This is a genomic window from Streptomyces sp. HM190 (assembly GCF_009857135.1).
Taxonomy (GTDB): domain Bacteria; phylum Actinomycetota; class Actinomycetes; order Streptomycetales; family Streptomycetaceae; genus Streptomyces; species Streptomyces heilongjiangensis.
On record NZ_CP047318.1, the window covers coordinates 5,119,988 to 5,140,600 of the forward strand.

At 70.7% G+C, this 20,613-nt stretch carries 19 protein-coding genes; 16 read left to right on the plus strand and 3 right to left on the minus strand.

Annotated elements, in window-relative coordinates; translation table 11 throughout:
- The first annotated feature begins 50 nt into the window (after positions 1-50).
- Entirely contained in the window at positions 51-1,250 is a 1,200-nt protein-coding gene (gene mqnC / locus GSY65_RS21865) for a cyclic dehypoxanthinyl futalosine synthase (RefSeq protein ID WP_159771462.1), read from the plus strand.
- A gap of 7 nt (positions 1,251-1,257) precedes the next feature.
- Positions 1,258-1,707 (plus strand): imidazolonepropionase-like domain-containing protein, encoded by a 450-nt coding sequence (locus tag GSY65_RS21870; protein ID WP_159771464.1) that lies wholly within the window; start codon positions 1,258-1,260, stop codon positions 1,705-1,707.
- Between the two features lie 25 nt (positions 1,708-1,732).
- Here GSY65_RS21870 and GSY65_RS21875 read toward each other — a convergent pair whose 3' ends face one another.
- A complete protein-coding gene (locus GSY65_RS21875) occupies positions 1,733-2,758 on the minus strand; it encodes a chitinase (RefSeq protein WP_201452623.1) in 1,026 nt (341 codons plus the stop codon).
- 166 nt (positions 2,759-2,924) lie between these two features.
- On the opposite strand from GSY65_RS21875, the gene GSY65_RS21880 reads away from it, so the two are divergent.
- Positions 2,925-3,623: a demethylmenaquinone methyltransferase gene (locus GSY65_RS21880; protein ID WP_159771467.1), complete on the plus strand. Its 699-nt coding sequence runs from the start codon at positions 2,925-2,927 to the stop codon at positions 3,621-3,623.
- Positions 3,624-3,762: 139 nt separating this feature from the next.
- Positions 3,763-5,742, plus strand: a complete 1,980-nt coding sequence (locus GSY65_RS21885) for a zinc-ribbon domain-containing protein (protein ID WP_159771470.1) — start codon at positions 3,763-3,765, stop codon at positions 5,740-5,742.
- A 252-nt stretch (positions 5,743-5,994) separates the two neighbouring features.
- Here GSY65_RS21885 and GSY65_RS21890 read toward each other — a convergent pair whose 3' ends face one another.
- A complete protein-coding gene (locus GSY65_RS21890; protein ID WP_159771473.1) occupies positions 5,995-6,501 on the minus strand; it encodes a GNAT family N-acetyltransferase in 507 nt (168 codons plus the stop codon).
- 119 nt (positions 6,502-6,620) lie between these two features.
- Between GSY65_RS21890 and GSY65_RS21895 the strand changes: the two genes are divergently transcribed.
- Positions 6,621-7,925 (plus strand): geranylgeranyl reductase family protein, encoded by a 1,305-nt coding sequence (locus tag GSY65_RS21895; RefSeq protein ID WP_159771476.1) that lies wholly within the window; start codon positions 6,621-6,623, stop codon positions 7,923-7,925.
- 300 nt (positions 7,926-8,225) lie between these two features.
- On the opposite strand, the gene GSY65_RS21900 is transcribed toward GSY65_RS21895, so the two are convergent.
- Positions 8,226-9,053, minus strand: a complete 828-nt coding sequence (locus GSY65_RS21900) for a C40 family peptidase (protein ID WP_159771478.1) — start codon at positions 9,051-9,053, stop codon at positions 8,226-8,228.
- Positions 9,054-9,766: 713 nt separating this feature from the next.
- Here GSY65_RS21900 and GSY65_RS21905 point away from each other — a divergent pair.
- From GSY65_RS21905 to nuoK, 11 genes are read left to right on the plus strand one after another with little or no spacing between them, the layout of a single operon-like run.
- Positions 9,767-10,126 carry an NADH-quinone oxidoreductase subunit A gene (locus GSY65_RS21905; RefSeq protein ID WP_009310323.1) on the plus strand — a complete coding sequence of 120 codons (360 nt, stop codon included), beginning with the start codon at positions 9,767-9,769 and terminating at the stop codon, positions 10,124-10,126.
- Positions 10,127-10,141: 15 nt separating this feature from the next.
- A complete protein-coding gene (locus tag GSY65_RS21910; RefSeq protein ID WP_003998928.1) occupies positions 10,142-10,696 on the plus strand; it encodes a NuoB/complex I 20 kDa subunit family protein in 555 nt (184 codons plus the stop codon).
- Positions 10,693-11,436 (plus strand): NADH-quinone oxidoreductase subunit C, encoded by a 744-nt coding sequence (locus GSY65_RS21915; RefSeq protein WP_159771481.1) that lies wholly within the window; start codon positions 10,693-10,695, stop codon positions 11,434-11,436. Before GSY65_RS21910 ends, GSY65_RS21915 begins: the two co-directional genes overlap by 4 nt.
- Positions 11,433-12,773, plus strand: coding sequence for an NADH-quinone oxidoreductase subunit D (locus GSY65_RS21920; protein ID WP_159771484.1), 1,341 nt, complete (start codon positions 11,433-11,435; stop codon positions 12,771-12,773). Before GSY65_RS21915 ends, GSY65_RS21920 begins: the two co-directional genes overlap by 4 nt.
- Before the next feature lie 29 nt (positions 12,774-12,802).
- A complete protein-coding gene (gene nuoE, locus GSY65_RS21925; protein WP_159776248.1) occupies positions 12,803-13,633 on the plus strand; it encodes an NADH-quinone oxidoreductase subunit NuoE in 831 nt (276 codons plus the stop codon).
- Positions 13,633-14,988, plus strand: a complete 1,356-nt coding sequence (gene nuoF, locus GSY65_RS21930) for an NADH-quinone oxidoreductase subunit NuoF (RefSeq protein WP_159771487.1) — start codon at positions 13,633-13,635, stop codon at positions 14,986-14,988. The genes nuoE and nuoF overlap by 1 nt, the downstream gene beginning before the upstream one ends.
- Positions 14,985-17,489 (plus strand): NADH-quinone oxidoreductase subunit G, encoded by a 2,505-nt coding sequence (locus tag GSY65_RS21935; RefSeq protein ID WP_159771490.1) that lies wholly within the window; start codon positions 14,985-14,987, stop codon positions 17,487-17,489. Before nuoF ends, GSY65_RS21935 begins: the two co-directional genes overlap by 4 nt.
- Complete coding sequence (gene nuoH / locus GSY65_RS21940) at positions 17,486-18,850, plus strand: NADH-quinone oxidoreductase subunit NuoH (protein ID WP_159771493.1); 1,365 nt, start codon at positions 17,486-17,488, stop codon at positions 18,848-18,850. Before GSY65_RS21935 ends, nuoH begins: the two co-directional genes overlap by 4 nt.
- Positions 18,843-19,484 carry an NADH-quinone oxidoreductase subunit NuoI gene (nuoI, locus tag GSY65_RS21945; protein ID WP_159771496.1) on the plus strand — a complete coding sequence of 214 codons (642 nt, stop codon included), beginning with the start codon at positions 18,843-18,845 and terminating at the stop codon, positions 19,482-19,484. The genes nuoH and nuoI overlap by 8 nt, the downstream gene beginning before the upstream one ends.
- Positions 19,481-20,308, plus strand: coding sequence for an NADH-quinone oxidoreductase subunit J (locus tag GSY65_RS21950; protein ID WP_159771499.1), 828 nt, complete (start codon positions 19,481-19,483; stop codon positions 20,306-20,308). The genes nuoI and GSY65_RS21950 overlap by 4 nt, the downstream gene beginning before the upstream one ends.
- Entirely contained in the window at positions 20,305-20,604 is a 300-nt protein-coding gene (gene nuoK, locus GSY65_RS21955; protein WP_009310327.1) for an NADH-quinone oxidoreductase subunit NuoK, read from the plus strand. Before GSY65_RS21950 ends, nuoK begins: the two co-directional genes overlap by 4 nt.
- Positions 20,605-20,613 lie beyond the last annotated feature (9 nt).

A 20,613-nucleotide genomic window follows, 5' to 3' on the forward strand; every position in this document is an offset into this window, starting at 1 on the left:
TGGCGTAGGCTGGCGTGGTCCGTCCAACCCTTACGAAAGGGACGCTCCCGGTGACCGAGAAGGCCGACCTCCAGTCCGTTCTCGACCGTGCCGCCGAGGGTGGGCGGATCACACCGGAGGAGGCGCTCGACCTCTACCGCGACGCCCCGCTGCACGCGCTGGGCTCCGCCGCGGACGCGGTGCGCCGCCGCCGGTACGCGGGCACCGAGCACATCGCGACGTACATCATCGAGCGCAACATCAACTACACGAACGTCTGCGTGACGGCGTGCAAGTTCTGCGCGTTCTACGCCCCGCCCACGGCGAAGGACAAGGGCTGGACCCGCGACCTCGACGACATCCTGCGCCGCTGCGCGGAGACCGTCGAACTCGGCGGCACCCAGATCATGTTCCAGGGCGGCCACCACCCCGACTACGGCGTCGAGTACTACGAGAAGCACTTCGCCGCCATCAAGAAGGAGTTCCCGCAGCTGGTCATCCACTCCCTCGGTGCCTCCGAGGTCGAGCACATGGCCAGGATCTCCAAGGTGAGCGTCGAGGAGGCGATCCGGCGCATCCACGCCGCCGGCCTCGACTCCTTCGCGGGCGCCGGTGCCGAACTGCTCCCCGAGCGCCCCCGCAAGGCCATCGCGCCGCTCAAGGAGTCCGGCGAGCGCTGGCTGGAGATCATGGAGACCGCGCACCGGCTGGGCGTGGAGTCCACGTCCACCATGCTGATGGGCACCGGTGAGACCAACGCCGAGCGCATCGAGCACCTGCGCATGATCCGGGACGTACAGGACCGCACGGGCGGGTTCCGCGCCTTCATCCCGTACCTCTACCAGCCGATGAACAACCACCTGAAGGGCCGCACCCAGGCCACGATCTTCGAGTACCTGCGGATGATCGCGATCTCCCGGCTGTTCATGGACAACATCGCCCACATCCAGGGCTCCTGGCTGACCACCGGCCAGGACGCGGGCCAGCTCACGCTGCACTACGGCGCGGACGACCTCGGCTCGGTCATGCTGGAGGAGAACGTCGTCTCGGCGGCCGGTGCCAAGCACCGCTCCAACCTCCAGGAAATGATCGACATGATCCGCACGGCGGGGCGGGTCCCGGCCCAGCGCTCCACGACGTACGAACACCTCGTGGTCCACGACGACCCGGCCGACGACCCCGTCGACGCGCGCGTGATGTCCCACATCTCCTCCACGGCGATCGAGGGCGGCACGGCCCATCCCGAGCTGAAGATCCTCGCGTCCAACTAGCCCGCGCATGCTGACGATCCACGCCGCCGACGAGGTACGCCTCAGCTGGGACGACCCGGAGCCCGTCAGGGACGGCGCCGTGGTCGTCGAGGGCGCCCGGGTCCGCGCCGCCGGACCGCTGGAGGAGCTCCAGGAACGGTTCCCCGGCGCCCGCGTCCGCCGGTGGCCCGGTGTGCTCGGCCCCGCCCGCGTCCACGAGGGCCCGCTCCCCGACGCGCCCACCCCGCGGGAACGCGTCCACGGGGTGCTGAAGTCCGGGGCGACCGCCGTGCTGGAGGACCACGCGGGCACCCCCGAACTCCGTGCCGCCGCCGAGCGGAACGACGTCGTCGTGCTCGCCGGTCCCCGCCCCCCGGCGATCGTCGACGACGGCCGGGCGGACCTGGCGGTGTTCGACGCGACGGGCACCTGCGTGGCGACGGTCTGCGCGGGCCGCCTGGTGCACCGCCGCCGCTGACGACGGGGCCGGCGCACCAGGCGGCTCACCCCGAGAACGCCTCCGCGAACGCGCCGTCCTCCTGCTCGACCCCGCTGCAGTCGGTCAGGGCGTCCCTCGCCCCGCCCCCGCACCGCCGGTCCCGGAACGTCGCCCACAGGGAGACCCAGGCGATGCCCTTCTCCTGCGCGAACTCCCGCACCTGCGCCGCGTCCTCCAGCGTGAACGTCTCGTTCTCCACGTCGTTGACGCCGAGCATCGCGGTGAGGGCGAGCGCCCGCCACGCCGTGGCCTTGGACGTCCCGAACACGTCCCGCACCTGCCGGTGCGTCGCCCTCGCGGCCCGTTCCGCGTAGTCGCCCATGTCGCCGTCGTACGAACTGGCGTAGTTCATGGTCATGATGTTGACGGTGGAGACCTGCACGGACGCGTCGTTCGCCGAGTCGAGCAGGGCGAGGGCGTCGTCGTCGAGACCGGACGGCATCACGGGCAGCGTGAACGAGACGGTGAGGCCGGGCCGGTCCCGCTGCAGGCGGGCGATCGCCTCGGACCGCAGGTCCACCGCGTCGGCGTCCTTCAGCGCGTCGCCCTCCACGTCGAAGTCGGCGGCCGTCGCCCCGGCGGCGTCGAGCGCCGCGCCGTACGCGTCGGCGAGGTCGTCCGCGCCGGCGCAGACGTCGGCCAGTTCCGTCCCCGACGCCCCGCCGAACGACACCCGCACCGACGCCCCGGACCGCGTCAGCGCCGCGATACGGGACTTCACCGCCGGGTCGCCGAGCGCGGTCGCCCCGTTCCACGCGGGCTCGCAGGCGTCGCCGTCGGCGATCACGAAGGCGAGGTGGTACGCGGCCGGCGACCCGGCGTCGTCGAGGTCGGATGCCCGCGTGGCGTCCACGTAGGGCGCGTACCCCGTGGAGGGTCCCGCCTCCGCCTCGCCGGCCGTCGCCCTCGCGTCGGGGGCGCCCGGCGCGGACGCGGACCGCGTCGGCCCCGTGGCGCAGCCCGCGCAGGTCAGGAGCAGTGCGGACAACACGGATATCAGGGCGGTGACCGGTTCTCGGGAATTCCTCACGCTGCTCACTCGGGAAACCAATCACACCGGGCCGCGCGCCATGGGCGTGTTTCGAAAGGAGCGTCGTCTGCCCGGCGGGCAGACGGGACTTTCGAAACACGCCCATGCCGTGATGGCCGGGACAGGCGCTGCGTGGGCGCTCGGCCCCTCCTGCCACAATGGGCCCGTGACCCGCGCATCCCTGGACAAGCAGCCGCACGAAGTCGCCTCTATGTTCGACCGAGTGGCGGAACGGTACGACCTGACCAACGACGTGCTGTCCCTCGGGCAGGACCGGCGCTGGCGCAAGGAGGTCGCCCGGGCGGTGGACGCCCGCCCCGCCCAGAAGGTCCTGGACCTCGCGGCCGGCACCGGTACCTCCTCGCTGCCCTTCGCGCGGACCGGCGCGTACGTCGTCCCCTGCGACTTCTCCCTCGGCATGCTCCGGGTCGGCAAGGAACGCACCTCCTGGCTGCCGTTCACCGCGGGCGACGCCACGCGGCTGCCGTTCAAGGACGACACCTTCGACGCGGTGACCATCTCCTTCGGCCTGCGCAACGTCCAGGACACGGACGTCGCGCTGCGCGAGATGTACCGGGTGACCAAGCCCGGCGGGCGGGTCGTGATCTGCGAGTTCTCGCACCCGACGTGGGCGCCGTTCCGGACCGTCTACACCGAGTACCTGATGCGGGCGCTGCCGCCGACCGCCCGCGCCGTGTCGTCCAACCCCGACGCGTACGTGTACCTCGCCGAGTCCATCCGCGCCTGGCCCGACCAGGCCGGTCTCGCCGAGCGGCTGCAGAAGGCCGGCTGGGACAAGGTCGCCTGGCGCAACCTCACCGGAGGGGTCGTCGCCCTGCACCGGGGGTTCAAGGCTCACCCGTAAGGGGCATGCCGTGCAGGGCGCCCTGTTGATGGGAACCGGTCAACGGAAAACGCCGTCCGTTTGATACGTCGCCACACGCGCAGTACACGTGTGTCCACGTCCGATCACGGCACGAGTTCCCTGGATGACGGAGCGTTCCATGACGTCCTACTGTCCGCACTGCGGGACCCCCGGTCCCGACGACGCGCGTTACTGCATGAAGTGCGGGCGGGAACGCATACCGGTCCCCTCGGCCCCGCCGGCCGCCCCTCCCGCGGCCCCGCCCGCGACCCCTCCACCGCCGTCGGCGGGACCGGCCGCGGGCGGACCCCCCGGCGGGCCGCCGCCCCCGCCTCCCCAGCACGCCCCGGTCCCCTCCCGCCCCTCGTCGCTGGGCGCCTTCCTGGGGCGGGCCTTACGCGGTGACTGGGCCGGATCGGCGCTCGCGGCGCTCTGGCCGGTGCTGCTGCTCCTCGGCGGCGCCGTCGCCCTGGCCCTGCCCGACTACGGCCAGGACGGGGAGGACGTCGTCGGCTTCGGGGACCGCGTGGGCATCGCCCTCGCCTCGCTCCTCCAGGGCGTCGGCGGCGGCTTCGAGGTCTCCGAGACCGGCGGCGGCTACTCCGGCGACCTCCGGACCGTCGAGGCCGGCTTCACGCTCACCCTGGTCCCGCTCACGGTGACGCTGCTGTTCGTCGTCGCGCTCTACCTGGGCGTACGGCAGCTGCGGACCCGTCTGGCGACCCGGGCCGGGTACGCCGGTTTCGCCGGACCCGGCGCCGGCTGGACCGTCCCCGGCGCACCCGGCGTGCCCAGCGCTTCCGGTGTCCCCGGCCGTTCCGCCGGGCTCGAAGCGGCCGTGCGGGTCACGCTGCTGGTGGCCGTCGCCGTCCTGCTGCTCGGGCTGTTCGCGCAGCCCACCGTCGCCCTCGCCGAGGTCTCCACGTCACCGTGGCTCGCCGCGCTCGGCGCGCTGGTGCTCACCGCGGCCGTCTCGGGCGGGGTGCTGCAGCGTGACGACCTGGCCGCCTGGCTGGCCGTGCGCCCCGGCCCGCGCTCCCTGTTCCGGGCGACCGGAACGGCCGTACGCGCCATGGCGATCGTGCTCGCCCTGTGCTCGCTCGTCGCCCTCATCACCCTCGCGTCGAGCGACGACGTCAGGGCCGACTGGGACAACGACATCGACCCGCTGCTCATCGCGCTGTTCGTGCTGCCCAACATCGCCCTCACCTTCCTCGGCGTCTCCTGGGGCGCGTCCGTCGAGGCCGAGGCGGGCCGCTCGCGGTACGGGGACGACTCGTCGTACGGCGACGACGCCTACGGGAACGGCTCGGGCGCCTTCGGTGACGGTTCCTACGGGGGCGACTCCTCCGGCGGCTACGGCCTCGGCGGATCCAGCCCCTACGGCGGCTTCGAACGCGAGTCGTTCGGACTGTCGGAGCTGGGTGACGCCGTCAACGCCTGGGCGGTCGTGGGCGCGTTGGCGCTCGGCGCGGTCTGCGCCCTGGTCCTCGGTGTGCTGGCCGCCCGCCGGTCCGCGGGCCGGGGCGAGCAACTCCTCGCCGCCGCTGTCTTCTTCGGCCTCTTCCTCCTTCTCGCCGGCGTCAGCGGCTTCGGGATGGAGGCGTCCGGCTCCGCCAGGACCGACTTCTGGGGCGGCCTCTCCGCCGCCGGCCGGGCCGACGTGGGCCTCGACCTCGCCGAGGCCATGCTCTTCGGCCTGCTCTGGATCTTCGCGGCGGCGTTCCTGGCCCCCTACCTGGTGCAGATGGCCGGCGCCCGCACGGGAGTGATCCCACCCCCGGTCCCCGCGATGCCGAGCGGCGTCCCGTCCCACCCCGCCCCACTCCCGCCCCACCAGTCCCAGCAGTCCCACCAGTCCCAGCAGGGCCAGGCGCCCCAGCAGAGCCGGCCGCTCCAGCCCGCCCCGCACAGCCGGCCGACCCCGCAGAACCCGCCGACGCACCCGTCCCATCCCGTCGAGCCGTACGAGGTCCCGATGGTCGAGATCGGCCACCAGCTCCCGGCCGGGCCGGTCGCGAGGCCGCGCGGACGCGCGCTGATGTGGATCCTCACCATCGCGGCGGCCTTCGTGGTCGGCGGGGGCGTGGCGGTCGCGATCCTGTACCTGCAGAAGTAGCGCGCGGTCCTACCGCCGCACCGGGAACGGTTCCCCCGGCGCGTCCGACTCCCCGCGATCCGGGGGAGGGCCGCCGCGCCGGGTTCGCGCACCCCTCCGCCGGCGTCGCCCGGCGTGAACCGGACGGTCCCCACCGCGCCTCGCGGCACCGCTGCGCCCGGCGGCGGGTACCGCCGAACGACGCGGTCCATGACGTCGCGACTCTGCGTCACGAAACGGGGGCGGGTGGGCCTGGAGGTGCCGCCCGGCGGGTCAGAGCGCCAGCCGGTAGCAGTGGCCCACCTGGTGCGAGGTGGGCGTCGTGAAGGTCTCGGCCAGTTCCATGCCCAGCCGTCGGGTGACCGCTATGGAGCGCTCGTTGCGGGCGTTGACCATGGCGACGACGCTCCGGACGCCGGCCGCCCGCACCCGCTCCAGGGTGAGCAGGGCGGCGGCCGTCACATACCCCTTGCCCCAGTGGTCGCGGGCGAGCCGCCAGCCGATCTCGATCTCCCCGGCCGGCCCCCAGCTCTGCGGCCACGGCTGGGCGCCGGTGAAGCCGATGGCCCGGCCCTCCTCGTCGAGCATGGTCCACAGGCAGAACCCGTACTCGGCGTCGTGACGGCGCTGGCGCGCGGTGAGCTCCTCGTAGACGGACAGCTCGGCGGACCGGCCGCCGTGGAACTCCATGACGTCGGGATCGTCGAAGATCCGGTGCCACGCGAAGGCGTCCTCGTCGGTGGGGACACGCAGCCGTACGTCGGGCAGAGCTCGGTTCACAGGGGCAGCCCTTCAGCCGGTGATCAGGTTCCGCTGAATAGACTGCCCATGTCCGATGCCTGTCGGCACCTGTTTTCTGGTCTTCCAGTGCTCCAACTACCTCTTGGGGAGAACCCGTCGTGACCGAGCCCCAGCCCCTTACCGAACACACCGCCGATGTGATCGTCGTCGGGGCCGGGCCAGCCGGTTCCACCACCGCGTACTACCTGGCGAAGGCCGGGCTCGACGTGCTCCTGCTGGAGAAGACCAGCTTCCCGCGGGAGAAGGTCTGCGGCGACGGTCTCACGCCCCGCGCGACCAAGCAGCTGGTGTCCATGGGCATCGACATCTCCGAGGAGGCCGGCTGGCTCCGCAACAAGGGCCTGCGGATCATCGGCGGCGGGGTCCGCCTCCAGCTCGACTGGCCGGATCTCGCCTCCTACCCCGACTACGGACTCGTCCGCAAGCGTGACGACTTCGACGAGCAGCTCGCCCGCCAGGCCCAGAAGGCCGGCGCCCGCCTCCACGAGAACTGCAACGTGGCCGGTCCCGTCGTCGACGACCGCACGGGCCGCATCATCGGCGTCACGGCCAGGCTCGGCGACCCGGACTCGGGCGAGAAGCGGGAAGTCACCTTCCACGCGCCGCTGGTGGTGGCAGCCGACGGCAACTCCAGCCGCCTCTCCCTCGCGATGGGCCTGCACCGCCGCGAGGACCGCCCGATGGGCGTCGCCGTCCGCACGTACTTCACCTCCCCGCGCCACGACGACGACTACCTGGAGTCCTGGCTGGAGCTGTGGGACCGGCGCGGTCCGGGCGAGGACCGCCTGCTGCCCGGCTACGGCTGGATCTTCGGCATGGGCGACGGCACGTCCAACGTGGGTCTGGGCGTCCTCAACACCTCCGCCGCCTTCAAGGAGCTCGACTGGCGCGAGATCCTGAAGGCCTGGTGCGCCTCCATGCCGGAGGACTGGGGCTACACCCCCGAGAACATGACCGGCCCGATCCGCGGCGCCGCCCTGCCCATGGCCTTCAACCGCAAGCCCCACTACACCAAGGGCCTGCTGCTCGTCGGCGACGCCGGCGGCCTGGTGAACCCCTTCAACGGCGAGGGCATCGCCTACGCCATGGAATCCGGCCAGATCGCCGCCGACGTCATCGTCCAGGCGCACGCCCGCGCCACCCCCGGCCAGCGCGAACTCGCCCTCCAGCGCTACCCGCAGGTCCTGAAGGACACCTACGGCGGCTACTACACGCTGGGCCGCGCCTTCGTGAAGCTCATCGGCAACCCCAAGATCATGAAGCTCGCCACGCAGCGGGGCCTCACCCACCCGCTGCTGATGAAGTTCACGCTGAAGCTCCTCGCCAACCTCACCGACCCCACGGGCGGCGACGCGATGGACCGCGTCATCAACGGCCTCTCGAAGGTGGCCCCCAAGGCCTGACGGGCCGAACACGCCCCGCCGCGGGCCCCGGACGCGACAGCTCCGGGGCCCGCGGTCGTTCGGGGCCGCCCAACGACGTCCCTTTCGTCACACAACGCCCTTGAGTGTCACCGGTTGTGGGGCCGGAGCGCCTGAAGGGCGGTGAGGGGCACGCGTGCCGCCCCGCCCCTCACCGCACCCTCAGCTCGGGTCGAACGGCGCTCCCGGGCCCGCCACGGCCCGTGCGGGGGCATGCCGGAGGGCCGCCTGCCCCTCAGGGGCGGACGGCCCTTCCGTACGGCGAGCGGTCGGTGGACCGGCTCAGAGCACGCGTACCGCGCCCGACGCCGGGTAGCCCGACAGGTCCTGGACGACGACGCCCTTGGAGGGGTTGGCCGCGTCGAGGTACTTGCCGCCACCGAGGTAGACACCCACGTGGTAGGCGGAACCCTTGCCGCCCCAGTACAGGATGTCGCCACGCTGGATCTGGGACAGCGGGATGTCCGTGCCCTGCATCGACTGGTCCTGCGAGACCCGCGGGAGGCTCACGCCGACCTGCTTGAACGCGGCCTGCACCAGCGACGAGCAGTCCCACGCGTTGGGCCCCGTGGCGCCCATGACGTACGCGTCGCCCAGCTGGGCCTCGAGGAAGGCGATGACCGTCTCGACGCTGCCGCTGGCCGGCGGGGCCGTCGAGGCGGAGTTCGTGGTGAGGGTCGTCCGTGTGCTGTCCCGCGAGGCGCGCTCGGCGGCGGCCTTGCGCTCCGCCTCCTCGGCGGCCTTCTTGCGGGCCTCTTCCTTCTTGGCCTTCGCCAGGTCCTTGTCGGCCTGCTTGGCCGCCGCCTCGGCGGCCGCGTCACGCTCGGCCTGCAGCTGGTAGTCGGCCGCCATCTGCTGCGTGGCGTCCGCGGACTGCGCTGCCTGCGTGGCCAGGTCGGCCGTGAGGGTGGGCAGTTCGAGGGTCTGCGTCACCGACTCCGCGGCGACGGCCTGCGCTGACGCGCCGGCCACAGCCACGGTGCTGAGGATGCCACCGGCGACCCCCGCGCGCACCGCGATCGAGGACGACGCGTTGCGGCGGGGCTTCCGGTGGCTGCGTATGTGAGCGGTGTGGGACATGGGTACAAGCGGTACCAGGGGCTCCTCCATACCTTCAAGCAACGTGTGGTGCGCCACAGTTGTTCAACGGAAGCCCCAAATTCCCTGAGCGTCACTCTTTATTGACGGCGTAACGGGCAAAGTGGACACGACCGTTCAGGGCTTTGATCATGTGCTTTCGTGATTACGTCCGAATTGCCCTGTGCTTACCATCGATCGCACCGAGTGGCCAAGCCCGGTGGATTTGATCTCGATCCGATGTGGCGCAGGTCACAGAGTGATCACCGGGGTGGCCGGTACGCGCCCATGATCGCCGGCCGGGGTCGCTCGTGAACGCGCGCACGCGTCCACATTCGTCACCGAGCCTCCCTCTGATGTGTGAACGCGGTGCTCTAGCAAGAGGGCCCGTCCAGCGCCAATTTGCATGCAGGGGAACTCTCTTGATATGGAGACGCCCCCTCTCACCTGCGGCGACGATCGAAATTGTCACTTCTGGTGATCACTCTGGCGCTTCGTGTATGAAGATCGCCGCTCATCCGACTTCATGATCCTTCGTCAGGTGGTGGAGATCACAAACTCGGTGCCGCACCCCGTGTCGCAGATCACAGACCCACAGGCATAAGATGCGGGGCAGTTGGGCTTGTGACCTGCTTCACATGTTCGCGATCTTCGTCGGGACAGGCGGTGTTCGCGGAACAGGAGGAGCGGGGAGCCGGTCCACGCAACCGCCAGCAGTCAGTGCCGACTGAGAGGAGCGAGGAGCGGTGAACGCCTATGCGCCCATCCTCGTACTGGGAGCCCTCGGGGCAGGCTTTGCGATCTTCTCCGTGATCATGGCCACGCTGATCGGCCCGAAGCGCTACAACCGGGCCAAGCTAGAGGCCTACGAGTGCGGAATCGAGCCCACCCCCACGCCGGCCGGCGGCGGGCGTTTCCCCATCAAGTACTACCTGACGGCGATGCTCTTCATCGTCTTCGACATCGAGATCGTCTTCCTCTACCCCTGGGCCGTCACCTTCGACGCCCTGGGTGTTTTCGGGCTCGTGGAGATGCTGCTCTTCGTGCTCACCGTCTTCGTCGCCTACGCGTACGTCTGGCGTCGCGGCGGCCTGGAATGGGACTGAGGGGCCTTTAAGACCATGGGACTCGAAGAAAAACTGCCGAGCGGTTTCCTGCTGACCACCGTCGAGCAGGCCGCGGGCTGGGTACGCAAGGCGTCCGTCTTCCCCGCCACCTTCGGCCTCGCCTGCTGCGCCATCGAGATGATGACCACGGGCGCCGGCCGCTACGACCTGGCGCGCTTCGGCATGGAGGTGTTCCGCGGTTCGCCGCGCCAGGCCGACCTGATGATCGTGGCCGGCCGGGTGAGCCAGAAGATGGCGCCGGTGCTGCGGCAGGTCTACGACCAGATGCCGAACCCGAAGTGGGTGATCTCCATGGGGGTCTGCGCGTCGTCCGGCGGCATGTTCAACAACTACGCGATCGTCCAGGGCGTCGACCACATCGTCCCCGTCGACATCTATCTCCCCGGCTGCCCGCCGCGGCCCGAGATGCTGATGGACGCGATCCTCAAGCTCCACCAGAAGATCCAGACGTCCAAGCTCGGCGTGAACGCGGAGGAAGCGGCCCGCGAGGCCGAGGAAGCCGCGCTCAAGGCGCTCCCCACCATCGAGATGAAGGGGCTGCTGCGATGAGCGCCGCGAACGGCAACGGCGGACCCAACCCCGAGAAGGACCTCTCCGCCTCCAACCTCCCCGGCCAGCGCGGCGACGGCGGCGAGGAGATCCGCGTCCAGCGCGGCATGTTCGGCGCCGACAAGGGCGGCGACACCTCCGGCTACGGCGGCCTGGTCCGCTCCATCCGGCTCCCCGGCCCGGCCACCCGCCCCTACGGCGGCTGGTTCGACGAGGTCGCCGACGAACTGGAGGGCGCCCTGGAGGAACAGGGCCTCGTCCCGGAGAACGTGATCGACAGGACCGTCGTCGACCGCGGTGAGCTCACCCTCCACATCGAGCGCGAGTACCTGACGACCGTCGCCCGCACCCTCCGCGACGACCCGGCCCTCCGCTTCGAACTGTGCACGGGCGTCAGCGGCGTCCACTACCCCGGCGACAAGGGCCGCGAACTGCACGCCGTCTACCACCTGCGCTCGATCACCCACAACCGGCTGATCCGCCTGGAGGTCTCCGCCCCCGACGCCGACCCGCACATCCCGTCGCTCGTCGCCGTCTACCCGACGAACGACTGGCACGAGCGCGAGGCGTACGACTTCTACGGCATCGTCTTCGACGGCCACCCCGCGCTGACGCGGATCATGATGCCGGACGACTGGCAGGGCTTCCCGCAGCGCAAGGACTATCCCCTCGGCGGCATCCCCGTCGAGTACAAGGGCGCCCAGATCCCGGCTCCGGACCAGCGGAGGTCGTACTCATGAGCACGCAGCACGCATCGGCGGAGTCCGCCGCCTCGGCGCGCGAGACCACCGAGGGCACCGTCTACACGGTCACCGGCGGCGACTGGGACGAGGTCGCCGAGACCGCGGCCAGGTCCGACGACGAGCGCATCATCGTCAACATGGGCCCCCAGCACCCCTCCACCCACGGGGTGCTCCGGCTCATCCTGGAGATCGACGGCGAGACCGTCACCGAGGCCCGCTGCGGCATCGGCTACCTCCACACCGGCATCGAGAAGAACCTCGAATACCGCACGTGGACGCAGGGCACCACGTTCGTGACGCGCATGGACTACCTGACGCCGTTCTTCAACGAGACGGCGTACTGCCTCGCGGTCGAGAAACTCCTCGGCATCGAGGACCAGGTCCCCGACCGCGCCTCGGTCATCCGCGTGCTCCTGATGGAGCTGAACCGGCTCTCCTCCCACCTGGTGTGCATCGCCACCGGCGGCATGGAACTGGGCGCCACCACGATCATGATCTACGGCTTCCGTGATCGTGAACTCATTCTCGACATCTACGAGCTCATCACCGGCCTGCGCATGAACCACGCGTACATCCGGCCCGGCGGACTCGCCCAGGACCTGCCGCCCGGCGCGGTGGACCAGATCCGCGAGTTCGTGAAGAAGATGAAGAAGAACCTCCCCGAGTACGACAAGCTCGCCACCGGGAACCCCATCTTCAAGGCCCGTATGCAGGACGTCGGTTACCTCGACCTGGCCGGCTGCATGGCCCTCGGCGCCACCGGCCCGATCCTGCGCTCCGCCGGCCTCCCGCACGACCTGCGCAAGGCCCAGCCGTACTGCGGCTACGAGACGTACGACTTCGACGTCCCGACCGCCGACACCTGCGACTCCTACGGACGCTTCCTGATCAGGCTGGAGGAGATGCGCCAGTCGCTCAGGATCGTCGAGCAGTGCCTGGACCGGCTGCAGCCCGGACCGGTCATGGTCGAGGACAAGAAGATCGCCTGGCCCGCGCAGCTCGCCCTCGGACCGGACGGCCTCGGCAACTCCCTGGACCACATCAAGAAGATCATGGGCACCTCCATGGAGGCCCTGATCCACCACTTCAAGCTGGTGACCGAGGGCTTCCGCGTCCCGCCGGGACAGGCGTACGCGGCGGTCGAGTCACCCAAGGGCGAACTCGGGGTGCACGCCGTGTCCGACGGAGGCACCCGCCCCTTCCGGGTCCACTTCCGCGACCCGTCCTTCACCAACCTGCAGACCATGGCGGCGATGTGCGAGGGCGGCCAGGTCGCCGACGTCATCGTCGCCGTCGCGTCCATCGACCCCGTGATGGGAGGCGTCGACCGGTGACCACCACCCCCGAGGGAGTCAGCCTGGGCATGCCCCAGCTGCCCGCGCCCGACTACCCGGACGACGTTCGAGCCCGGCTGGAGCGGGACGCGGCCGAGGTCATCGCCCGCTACCCCGACTCCCGCTCCGCGCTGCTGCCGCTGCTGCACCTCGTGCAGTCCGAGGAGGGCCACGTCACCCGCACCGGCATGCGGTTCTGCGCCGAGGTGCTCGGCCTGACCACGGCCGAGGTCACCGCGGTCGCCACCTTCTACACCATGTACCGCCGCCGGCCGAGCGGTGACTACCAGGTCGGCGTCTGCACCAACACCCTGTGCGCGGTGATGGGCGGCGACGCGATCTTCGAGGCGCTCCAGGACCACCTCGGCGTCGGCAACGGCGAGACCACCGACGACGGCAAGGTCACCCTGGAGCACATCGAGTGCAACGCGGCCTGCGACTTCGCGCCGGTCGTGATGGTCAACTGGGAGTTCTTCGACAACCAGACCGTCGACAGCGCCAAGCGGCTCGTGGACGACCTGCGGGCGGGCGCACAGGTCGAGCCCACGCGCGGGGCGCCGCTGTGCACCTTCAAGGAGACCGCGCGCATCCTCGCCGGCTTCCCCGACGAGCGGCCCGGGGCCGTCGAGGCGAGCGGCGGCGCCGGACCCGCGTCCCTGGTGGGCCTCCGCCTGGCCAAGGGGGAGACCGCGACCGCGCGCGTGGTGCACCCGCGCGACGGCGGCCCGCACGACGAGCCGCAGGACGCGGCGCACGAGCCGTCACCGGGCGAGCACCTCAGCTCGCACGACGCGCCGCAGGAGACCTCGGCCTCCGACCCGGCCCACCCTGCGGGGCCCACCGCCGAGGAGGGGGAGTGATGACGTTGGCACCCGAGATCAAGGGCACCAGCCCCGAGAAGCTGCTCGCACCCGTACTGTCGGCCTTCTGGGACGAGGACAGGTCCTGGACCCTGGACGTCTACCGACGCCACGACGGCTACGAGGGACTCCGCAAGGCGCTCGCCATGACGCCGGACGACCTCATCGCGTACGTCAAGGAATCCGGCCTGCGCGGCCGCGGCGGCGCGGGCTTCCCCACCGGAATGAAATGGCAGTTCATTCCGCAGGGGGACGGAAAACCGCACTATCTCGTTGTCAACGCCGACGAGTCGGAGCCCGGAACCTGCAAGGACATCCCGCTCCTCTTCGCGAACCCGCACAGCCTCATCGAGGGCATGATCATCGCGTGCTACGCCATCCGGTCGTCGCACGCCTTCATCTATCTGCGGGGTGAAGTCGTCCCCGTCCTGCGGCGGTTGCACGAGGCCGTCCGTGAGGCGTACGAGGCGGGCTTCCTCGGCGAGAACATCCTGGGCAGCGGACTCGACCTCGACATCACCGTGCACGCGGGCGCCGGCGCGTACATCTGCGGTGAGGAGACCGCGCTGCTCGACTCGCTCGAAGGCCGCCGCGGCCAACCGCGACTACGTCCTCCCTTCCCTGCGGTGGAAGGCCTCTACGCCTGTCCCACTGTCGTGAACAACGTCGAGTCGATCGCGTCGGTTCCCGCCATCCTGCACCGGGGCAAGGAATGGTTCCGGTCGATGGGCAGCGAGAAGTCCCCCGGCTTCACGCTCTACTCGCTCAGCGGCCACGTCGCCAGCCCCGGCCAGTACGAGGCCCCGCTCGGCGTCACCCTGCGCCAGCTGCTGGAGATGAGCGGCGGCATGCGGCCCGGCCACCGCCTCAAGTTCTGGACACCGGGCGGCTCCTCGACCCCGATGTTCACCGACGAGCACCTCGACGTCCCCCTGGACTACGAAGGAGTGGGCGCCGCGGGTTCGATGCTCGGCACGAAGGCGCTCCAGTGCTTCGACGAGACCACCTGCGTCGTCCGGGCCGTCACCCGCTGGACCGAGTTCTACGCCCACGAGTCCTGCGGCAAGTGCACCCCCTGCCGCGAGGGCACGTACTGGCTCGTCCAGCTGCTGCGCGACATCGAGGCGGGCAAGGGCGTCATGAGCGACCTCGACAAGCTCAACGACATCGCCGACAACATCAACGGCAAGTCGTTCTGCGCCCTCGGCGACGGCGCCGCCTCACCGATCTTCTCCTCCCTGAAGTACTTCCGCGAGGAGTACGAGGACCACATCACGGGCCGGGGCTGCCCCTTCGACCCGGCCAAGTCGACCGCCTGGGCGGACAAGGACAAGCACGCGGAGGTGAACGCATGACCGTGACGACAAGCGCTCCCTCCGGGGGCGGCGAGGCGGCGGTCCCGCCGGAAGATCTCGTCTCGCTGACCATCGACGGCGTCGACATCAGCGTGCCCAAGGGCACCCTGGTCATCCGGGCCGCCGAACAGCTCGGCATCGAGATCCCCCGCTTCTGCGACCACCCCCTCCTCGACCCGGCCGGCGCCTGCCGCCAGTGCATCGTCGAGGTCGAGGGCCAGCGCAAGCCCATGGCGTCCTGCACGATCACCTGTACGGACGGGATGGTCGTCCGGACTCAACTCACCTCCCCGGTCGCCGAGAAGGCCCAGAAGGGGGTGATGGAGCTCCTGCTCATCAACCACCCCCTGGACTGCCCCGTCTGCGACAAGGGCGGCGAGTGCCCCCTGCAGAACCAGGCCATGTCGCACGGCCAGTCCGAGTCCCGCTTCGAGGGCCGCAAGCGCACCTACGAGAAGCCCGTACCGATCTCCGCGCAGGTGCTCCTCGACCGCGAACGGTGCGTGCTGTGCGCCCGCTGCACCCGCTTCTCCAACCAGGTCGCCGGCGACCCCATGATCGAACTGCTGGAGCGGGGCGCGCTCCAGCAGGTGGGCACCGGCGAGGGCGATCCGTTCGAGTCGTACTTCTCCGGCAACACCATCCAGATCTGCCCCGTGGGCGCGCTGACCTCGGCGGCGTACCGGTTCCGCTCCCGGCCCTTCGACCTCGTCTCCTCGCCGTCCGTGTGCGAGCACTGCTCCGGCGGCTGCGCCACCCGCACCGACCACCGCCGCGGCAAGGTCATGCGGCGGCTCGCCGCCGACGACCCCCAGGTCAACGAGGAGTGGATCTGCGACAAGGGACGCTTCGCGTTCCGCTACGCGCAGCGCCCCGACCGGCTCACCACCCCCCTCGTCCGCAACGAGGAGGGCGTTCTGGAACCGGCGTCCTGGCCGGAGGCCCTGGAGGCCGCCGCCCGGGGACTGCTCGCCGCGCGCGGCAGGGCCGGCGTCCTGACCGGCGGCCGGCTCACCGTCGAGGACGCCTACGCGTACAGCAAGTTCGCGCGCGTGGCGCTCGACACCAACGACATCGACTTCCGCGCGCGCGTGCACAGCGGCGAGGAGGCCGACTTCCTGGCCGCCCGGGTCGCCGCCCGCGGCCACGACTTCGACGGCAAGGGCGTCACGTACGCCGCCCTGGAGAAGGCGCCCGCCGTCCTCCTCGTCGGGTTCGAGGCCGAGGAGGAGGCACCCGGCGTCTTCCTGCGCCTCCGCAAGGCCTGGCGCAAGCGCAAGATGCGGGTGTTCTCGATCGCCACGCACGCCACCCGCGGCCTGGAGAAGGCCGGCGGCACCCTGCTGCCCGCCGCGCCCGGCACCGAGACCGAGTGGCTGGACGCCCTCGCGAGCGGCGCCGGACTCGAAGGCGACGGCACCGAGGCCGCCGCGGCGCTGCGCACCGAGGGCGCCGTCATCGTCGTCGGCGAGCGGCTCGCCGGGGTGGCGGGCGGACTCACCGCCGCCGTACGGGCCGCCGCCCTCACCGGCGCCCGGCTGGCGTGGATCCCCCGCCGGGCCGGGGAGCGCGGCGCGATCGAGGCCGGCGCGCTGCCGTCGCTGCTGCCGGGCGGACGCCCGGCCACCGACCCCCGCGCGCGGGAGGAGATCGCCGCCGCCTGGGGCGTCGCCCAGCTCCCGCTGCGCTACGGCCGCGACACCGGACAGATCGTCGAGGCCGCCGCCACCGGAGAGCTCGGGGCCCTGGTGGTGGCCGGGGTCGAGGTCGCCGACCTGCCCGAACCGGCACGCGCGCGTGAGGCGCTGTCCGCGGTGGGCTTCCTGGTCTCCCTGGAACTGCGGCCCAGCGAGGTCACCGACCACGCCGACGTCGTCCTCCCGGTCGCCGCGGTCGCCGAGAAGGCGGGCAGCTTCATCAACTGGGAGGGCAGGGTCCGGCCGTTCGAGGCCGCGCTCAAGCCCGACCAGATGACCCGCCGACTGGCACCCACCGACGGGCGGGTGCTGCAGATGCTCGCCGACGCCATGGACGTCCACCTCGGACTGCCCGACCTGCGCACCACGCGCGCGGAGCTGGACCGGCTCGGGGCCTGGGACGGTCCGCGGGCCACCGAACCCGTGGAGATCGCCGCCGGGCTGCCGCGGCCCGCCGCCGGGGAGGCCGTCCTGGCCGGACACCGGTTGCTGCTGGACCAGGGGCGTCTCCAGGACGGCGACGAGGCGCTCGCCGGCACCCGGCACGCCGCGCACGCGCGCGTGTCCGCCGCGACGGCCGCCGAGTCCGGCGTCAAGAACGGTGACCTGCTGGCGGTCACCGGACCCGGGGGCGTCGTCGCGCTCCCGCTGCAGGTCACCGACATGCCCGACCGTGTCGTCTGGCTGCCGCTGAACTCCGCAGGCTCGGGCGTCGCCTCCGACACCGGGGCGCAGCCCGGCGCACTCGTCCGTATCGGCCCCGCCACGCCCGCCGCCGAGGCCCCCGAGGAGGTGGAGGCATGAGCGCGTACTACCTCGCCGCTGAGGACCTCTCGATGTTCGGCCGCGACCCCTGGTGGCTGGTCGTCATCAAGGCGGTGTTCTGCTTCGCCTTCCTGATGATCACCGTGCTGTTCTCCATCGTGTGGGAACGCAAGGTCGTCGCCTGGATGCAGCTGCGCATCGGCCCCAACCGGCACGGCCCCTGGGGCATGCTCCAGTCGCTCGCCGACGGCATCAAGCTGATGCTCAAGGAAGACGTCATCGTCAAACGCGCGGACAAGGTGGTCTACGTCCTCGCGCCGATCGTCGCGGCCATCCCGGCCTTCATGGCGATCGCGGTGATCCCCTTCGGCCCCGCGAACAACGAGATCTCGATCTTCGGCCAGCGCACCACGATGCAGCTCACCGACCTGCCGATCGCGATGCTCTACATCCTCGCGGTCGCGTCCGTCGGCATCTACGGCATCGTCCTGGCGGGCTGGAGCTCCGGCTCGACCTACCCGCTGCTGGGCGGCCTGCGCTCCTGCGCGCAGATGATCTCCTACGAGATCGCCATGGGCGCCGCGTTCGCCTCGGTGTTCCTCTACTCCGGGTCGATGTCGACGTCGGCGATCGTGGAGGCCCAGCAGGACCGCTGGTACATCGTGCTGCTGCCGGTCTCGTTCGTGATCTACATCGTGACCATGGTCGGGGAGACCAACCGCGCCCCGTTCGACATGCCGGAGTCCGAGGGCGACCTGGTCGGCGGCTTCAACACCGAGTACTCGTCGATCAAGTTCGCGATGTTCATGCTCGCCGAGTACGTGAACATGGTGACGGTCTCGGCGGTGTCGGTGACCCTCTTCCTCGGCGGGTGGCGGGCCCCGTGGCCCGTCAGCACCTTCTGGGAGGGCGCCAACCACGGCTGGTGGCCGATGCTCTGGTTCGTGGTGAAGGTGCAGCTGCTGCTGTTCTTCTTCATCTGGCTGCGCGGCACACTCCCGCGCGTCCGCTACGACCAGCTGATGAAGCTCGGCTGGAAGGTCCTGCTGCCGGTCTCCGTGGTCTGGCTGATGCTGGTCGCGACCGTGCGGACCCTGCGCAACGAGAACTACGACTTCGCCCAGATCGCGCTGTACGTCGCCGGTGCCGTCGTCGTGCTGTTCCTGCTGTCGTTCGTCGCGGACATCTTCCGCGACAGGCGAGAGAGCCGGGACCAGCCCGCCGAACCGGCCGCCTTCGACCCGATGGCCGGCGGATTCCCCGTACCGCCCCTGCCCGGACAGATCCTCCCGCCGGTGCCGCGCAGGCGCCCGCGCCGCGAACGGGAGCTGATTGTCAGTGGTGGGTCCGATACTGAAAGTGACGGATCTTCGAATGGGAGGGAGGCGTCCGATGGCTGATGAGCCCAAGGAGACCAAGCCGGGTTTCCAGAACCCCGTCGCCGGCTTCGGCGTGACCTTCAAGGCCATGTTCAAGAAGCGGCTGACCGAGCAGTACCCGGAGCAGGAGAAGACCACCGCTCCGCGGTTCCACGGCCGGCACCAGCTCAACCGCCATCCGGACGGCCTGGAGAAGTGCGTGGGCTGCGAGCTGTGCGCCTGGGCCTGTCCCGCCGACGCGATCTACGTGGAGGGCGCGGACAACACGGACGAGGAGCGCTACTCGCCGGGCGAGCGGTACGGCCGCGTCTACCAGATCAACTACGCCCGCTGCATCCTGTGCGGCCTGTGCATCGAGGCGTGCCCCACCCGCGCGCTCACGATGACCAACGAGTTCGAGCTGGCCGACTCCAGCCGCGCGAACCTCATCTACACCAAGGAGCAGCTGCTCGCCGGGCTCGACGACGGCATGGTCGACACGCCGCACGCTATCTACCCGGGCACCGACGAGCAGGACTACTACCGGGGCCTGGTCACCGAGGCCGCGCCGGGCACCGAGCGGCAGGTCGCCCTCTCCAAGGGCGAGGTGCCGCAGGAGGGCGCCTCCACCTCCGGTGAGGACGAGCCCGCGTCGGAGAAGGCGGTCGGCCGATGACGCACCACCTCGCCGCCTACACCACCTCCACCGGTGAGGCCTTCCAGTTCTGGGTGCTCGGCACCGTCGCCGTGATCGGCGCCCTGTGCACCGTCTTCATGAAGAAGGCCGTGCACAGCGCGCTCTGCCTGGCCGGCACCATGATCGTCCTGGCGGTGTTCTACCTCGCCAACGGCGCCTACTTCCTGGGCATCGTGCAGATCGTCGTCTACACCGGCGCGATCATGATGCTGTTCCTGTTCGTGGTGATGCTCGTCGGCGTCACCGCGGCGGACTCCCTGAAGGAGACCATCAAGGGCCAGCGCTGGCTGGCCCTGCTGTGCGGCCTCGGCTTCGGCATCCTGCTCGTCGCGGGCATCGGCAACGCGTCGCTCACCGAGTTCAACGGCCTCGGCCAGGCGAACTCCGGGGGCAACGTGGAGGGCCTCGCCGCCCTCATCTTCACCCAGTACGTGTTCGCCTTCGAGCTCACCGGCGCCCTGCTGATCACGGCCGCCGTCGGCGCGATGGTGCTCACCCACCGCGAGCGCACCGAGCGCGCCAAGACCCAGCGCGAACTGTCCGAGCAGCGCGTCCGCGAGGGCAAGCACCTCCCGCCGCTGCCGGCCCCCGGCGTCTACGCCCGGCACAACGCGGTCGACATCGCGGGCCTGCTGCCGGACGGCACCCCGTCCGACCTGACCGTCAGCAAGACGCTGCGGGACCGCGGTCAGGTCCGCGACGTGTCGACCGAGGCGCTGAACGACCTCAAGGCCCTGGAGCAGCGCGCCGAGGACCGCCTGGAGCGCACCAACAGCGGCAAGAGCGGGGAGGCATCGAAGTGAATCCCGTCAACTACCTGTATCTCGCCGCCCTGCTGTTCACGATCGGCGCCACCGGCGTCCTGATCAGGCGGAACGCGATCGTGGTGTTCATGTGCGTGGAGCTGATGCTCAACGCCTGCAACCTCGCCCTCGTCGCGTTCTCCCGTATGCACGGCAATCTCGACGGCCAGATCATCGCCTTCTTCACGATGGTCGTCGCCGCCGCGGAGGTCGTGGTCGGACTCGCGATCATCGTGTCGCTGTTCCGTTCCCGCCACTCGGCCTCGGTCGACGACGCCAGCCTGATGAAGCTGTAAGGGGTCGGA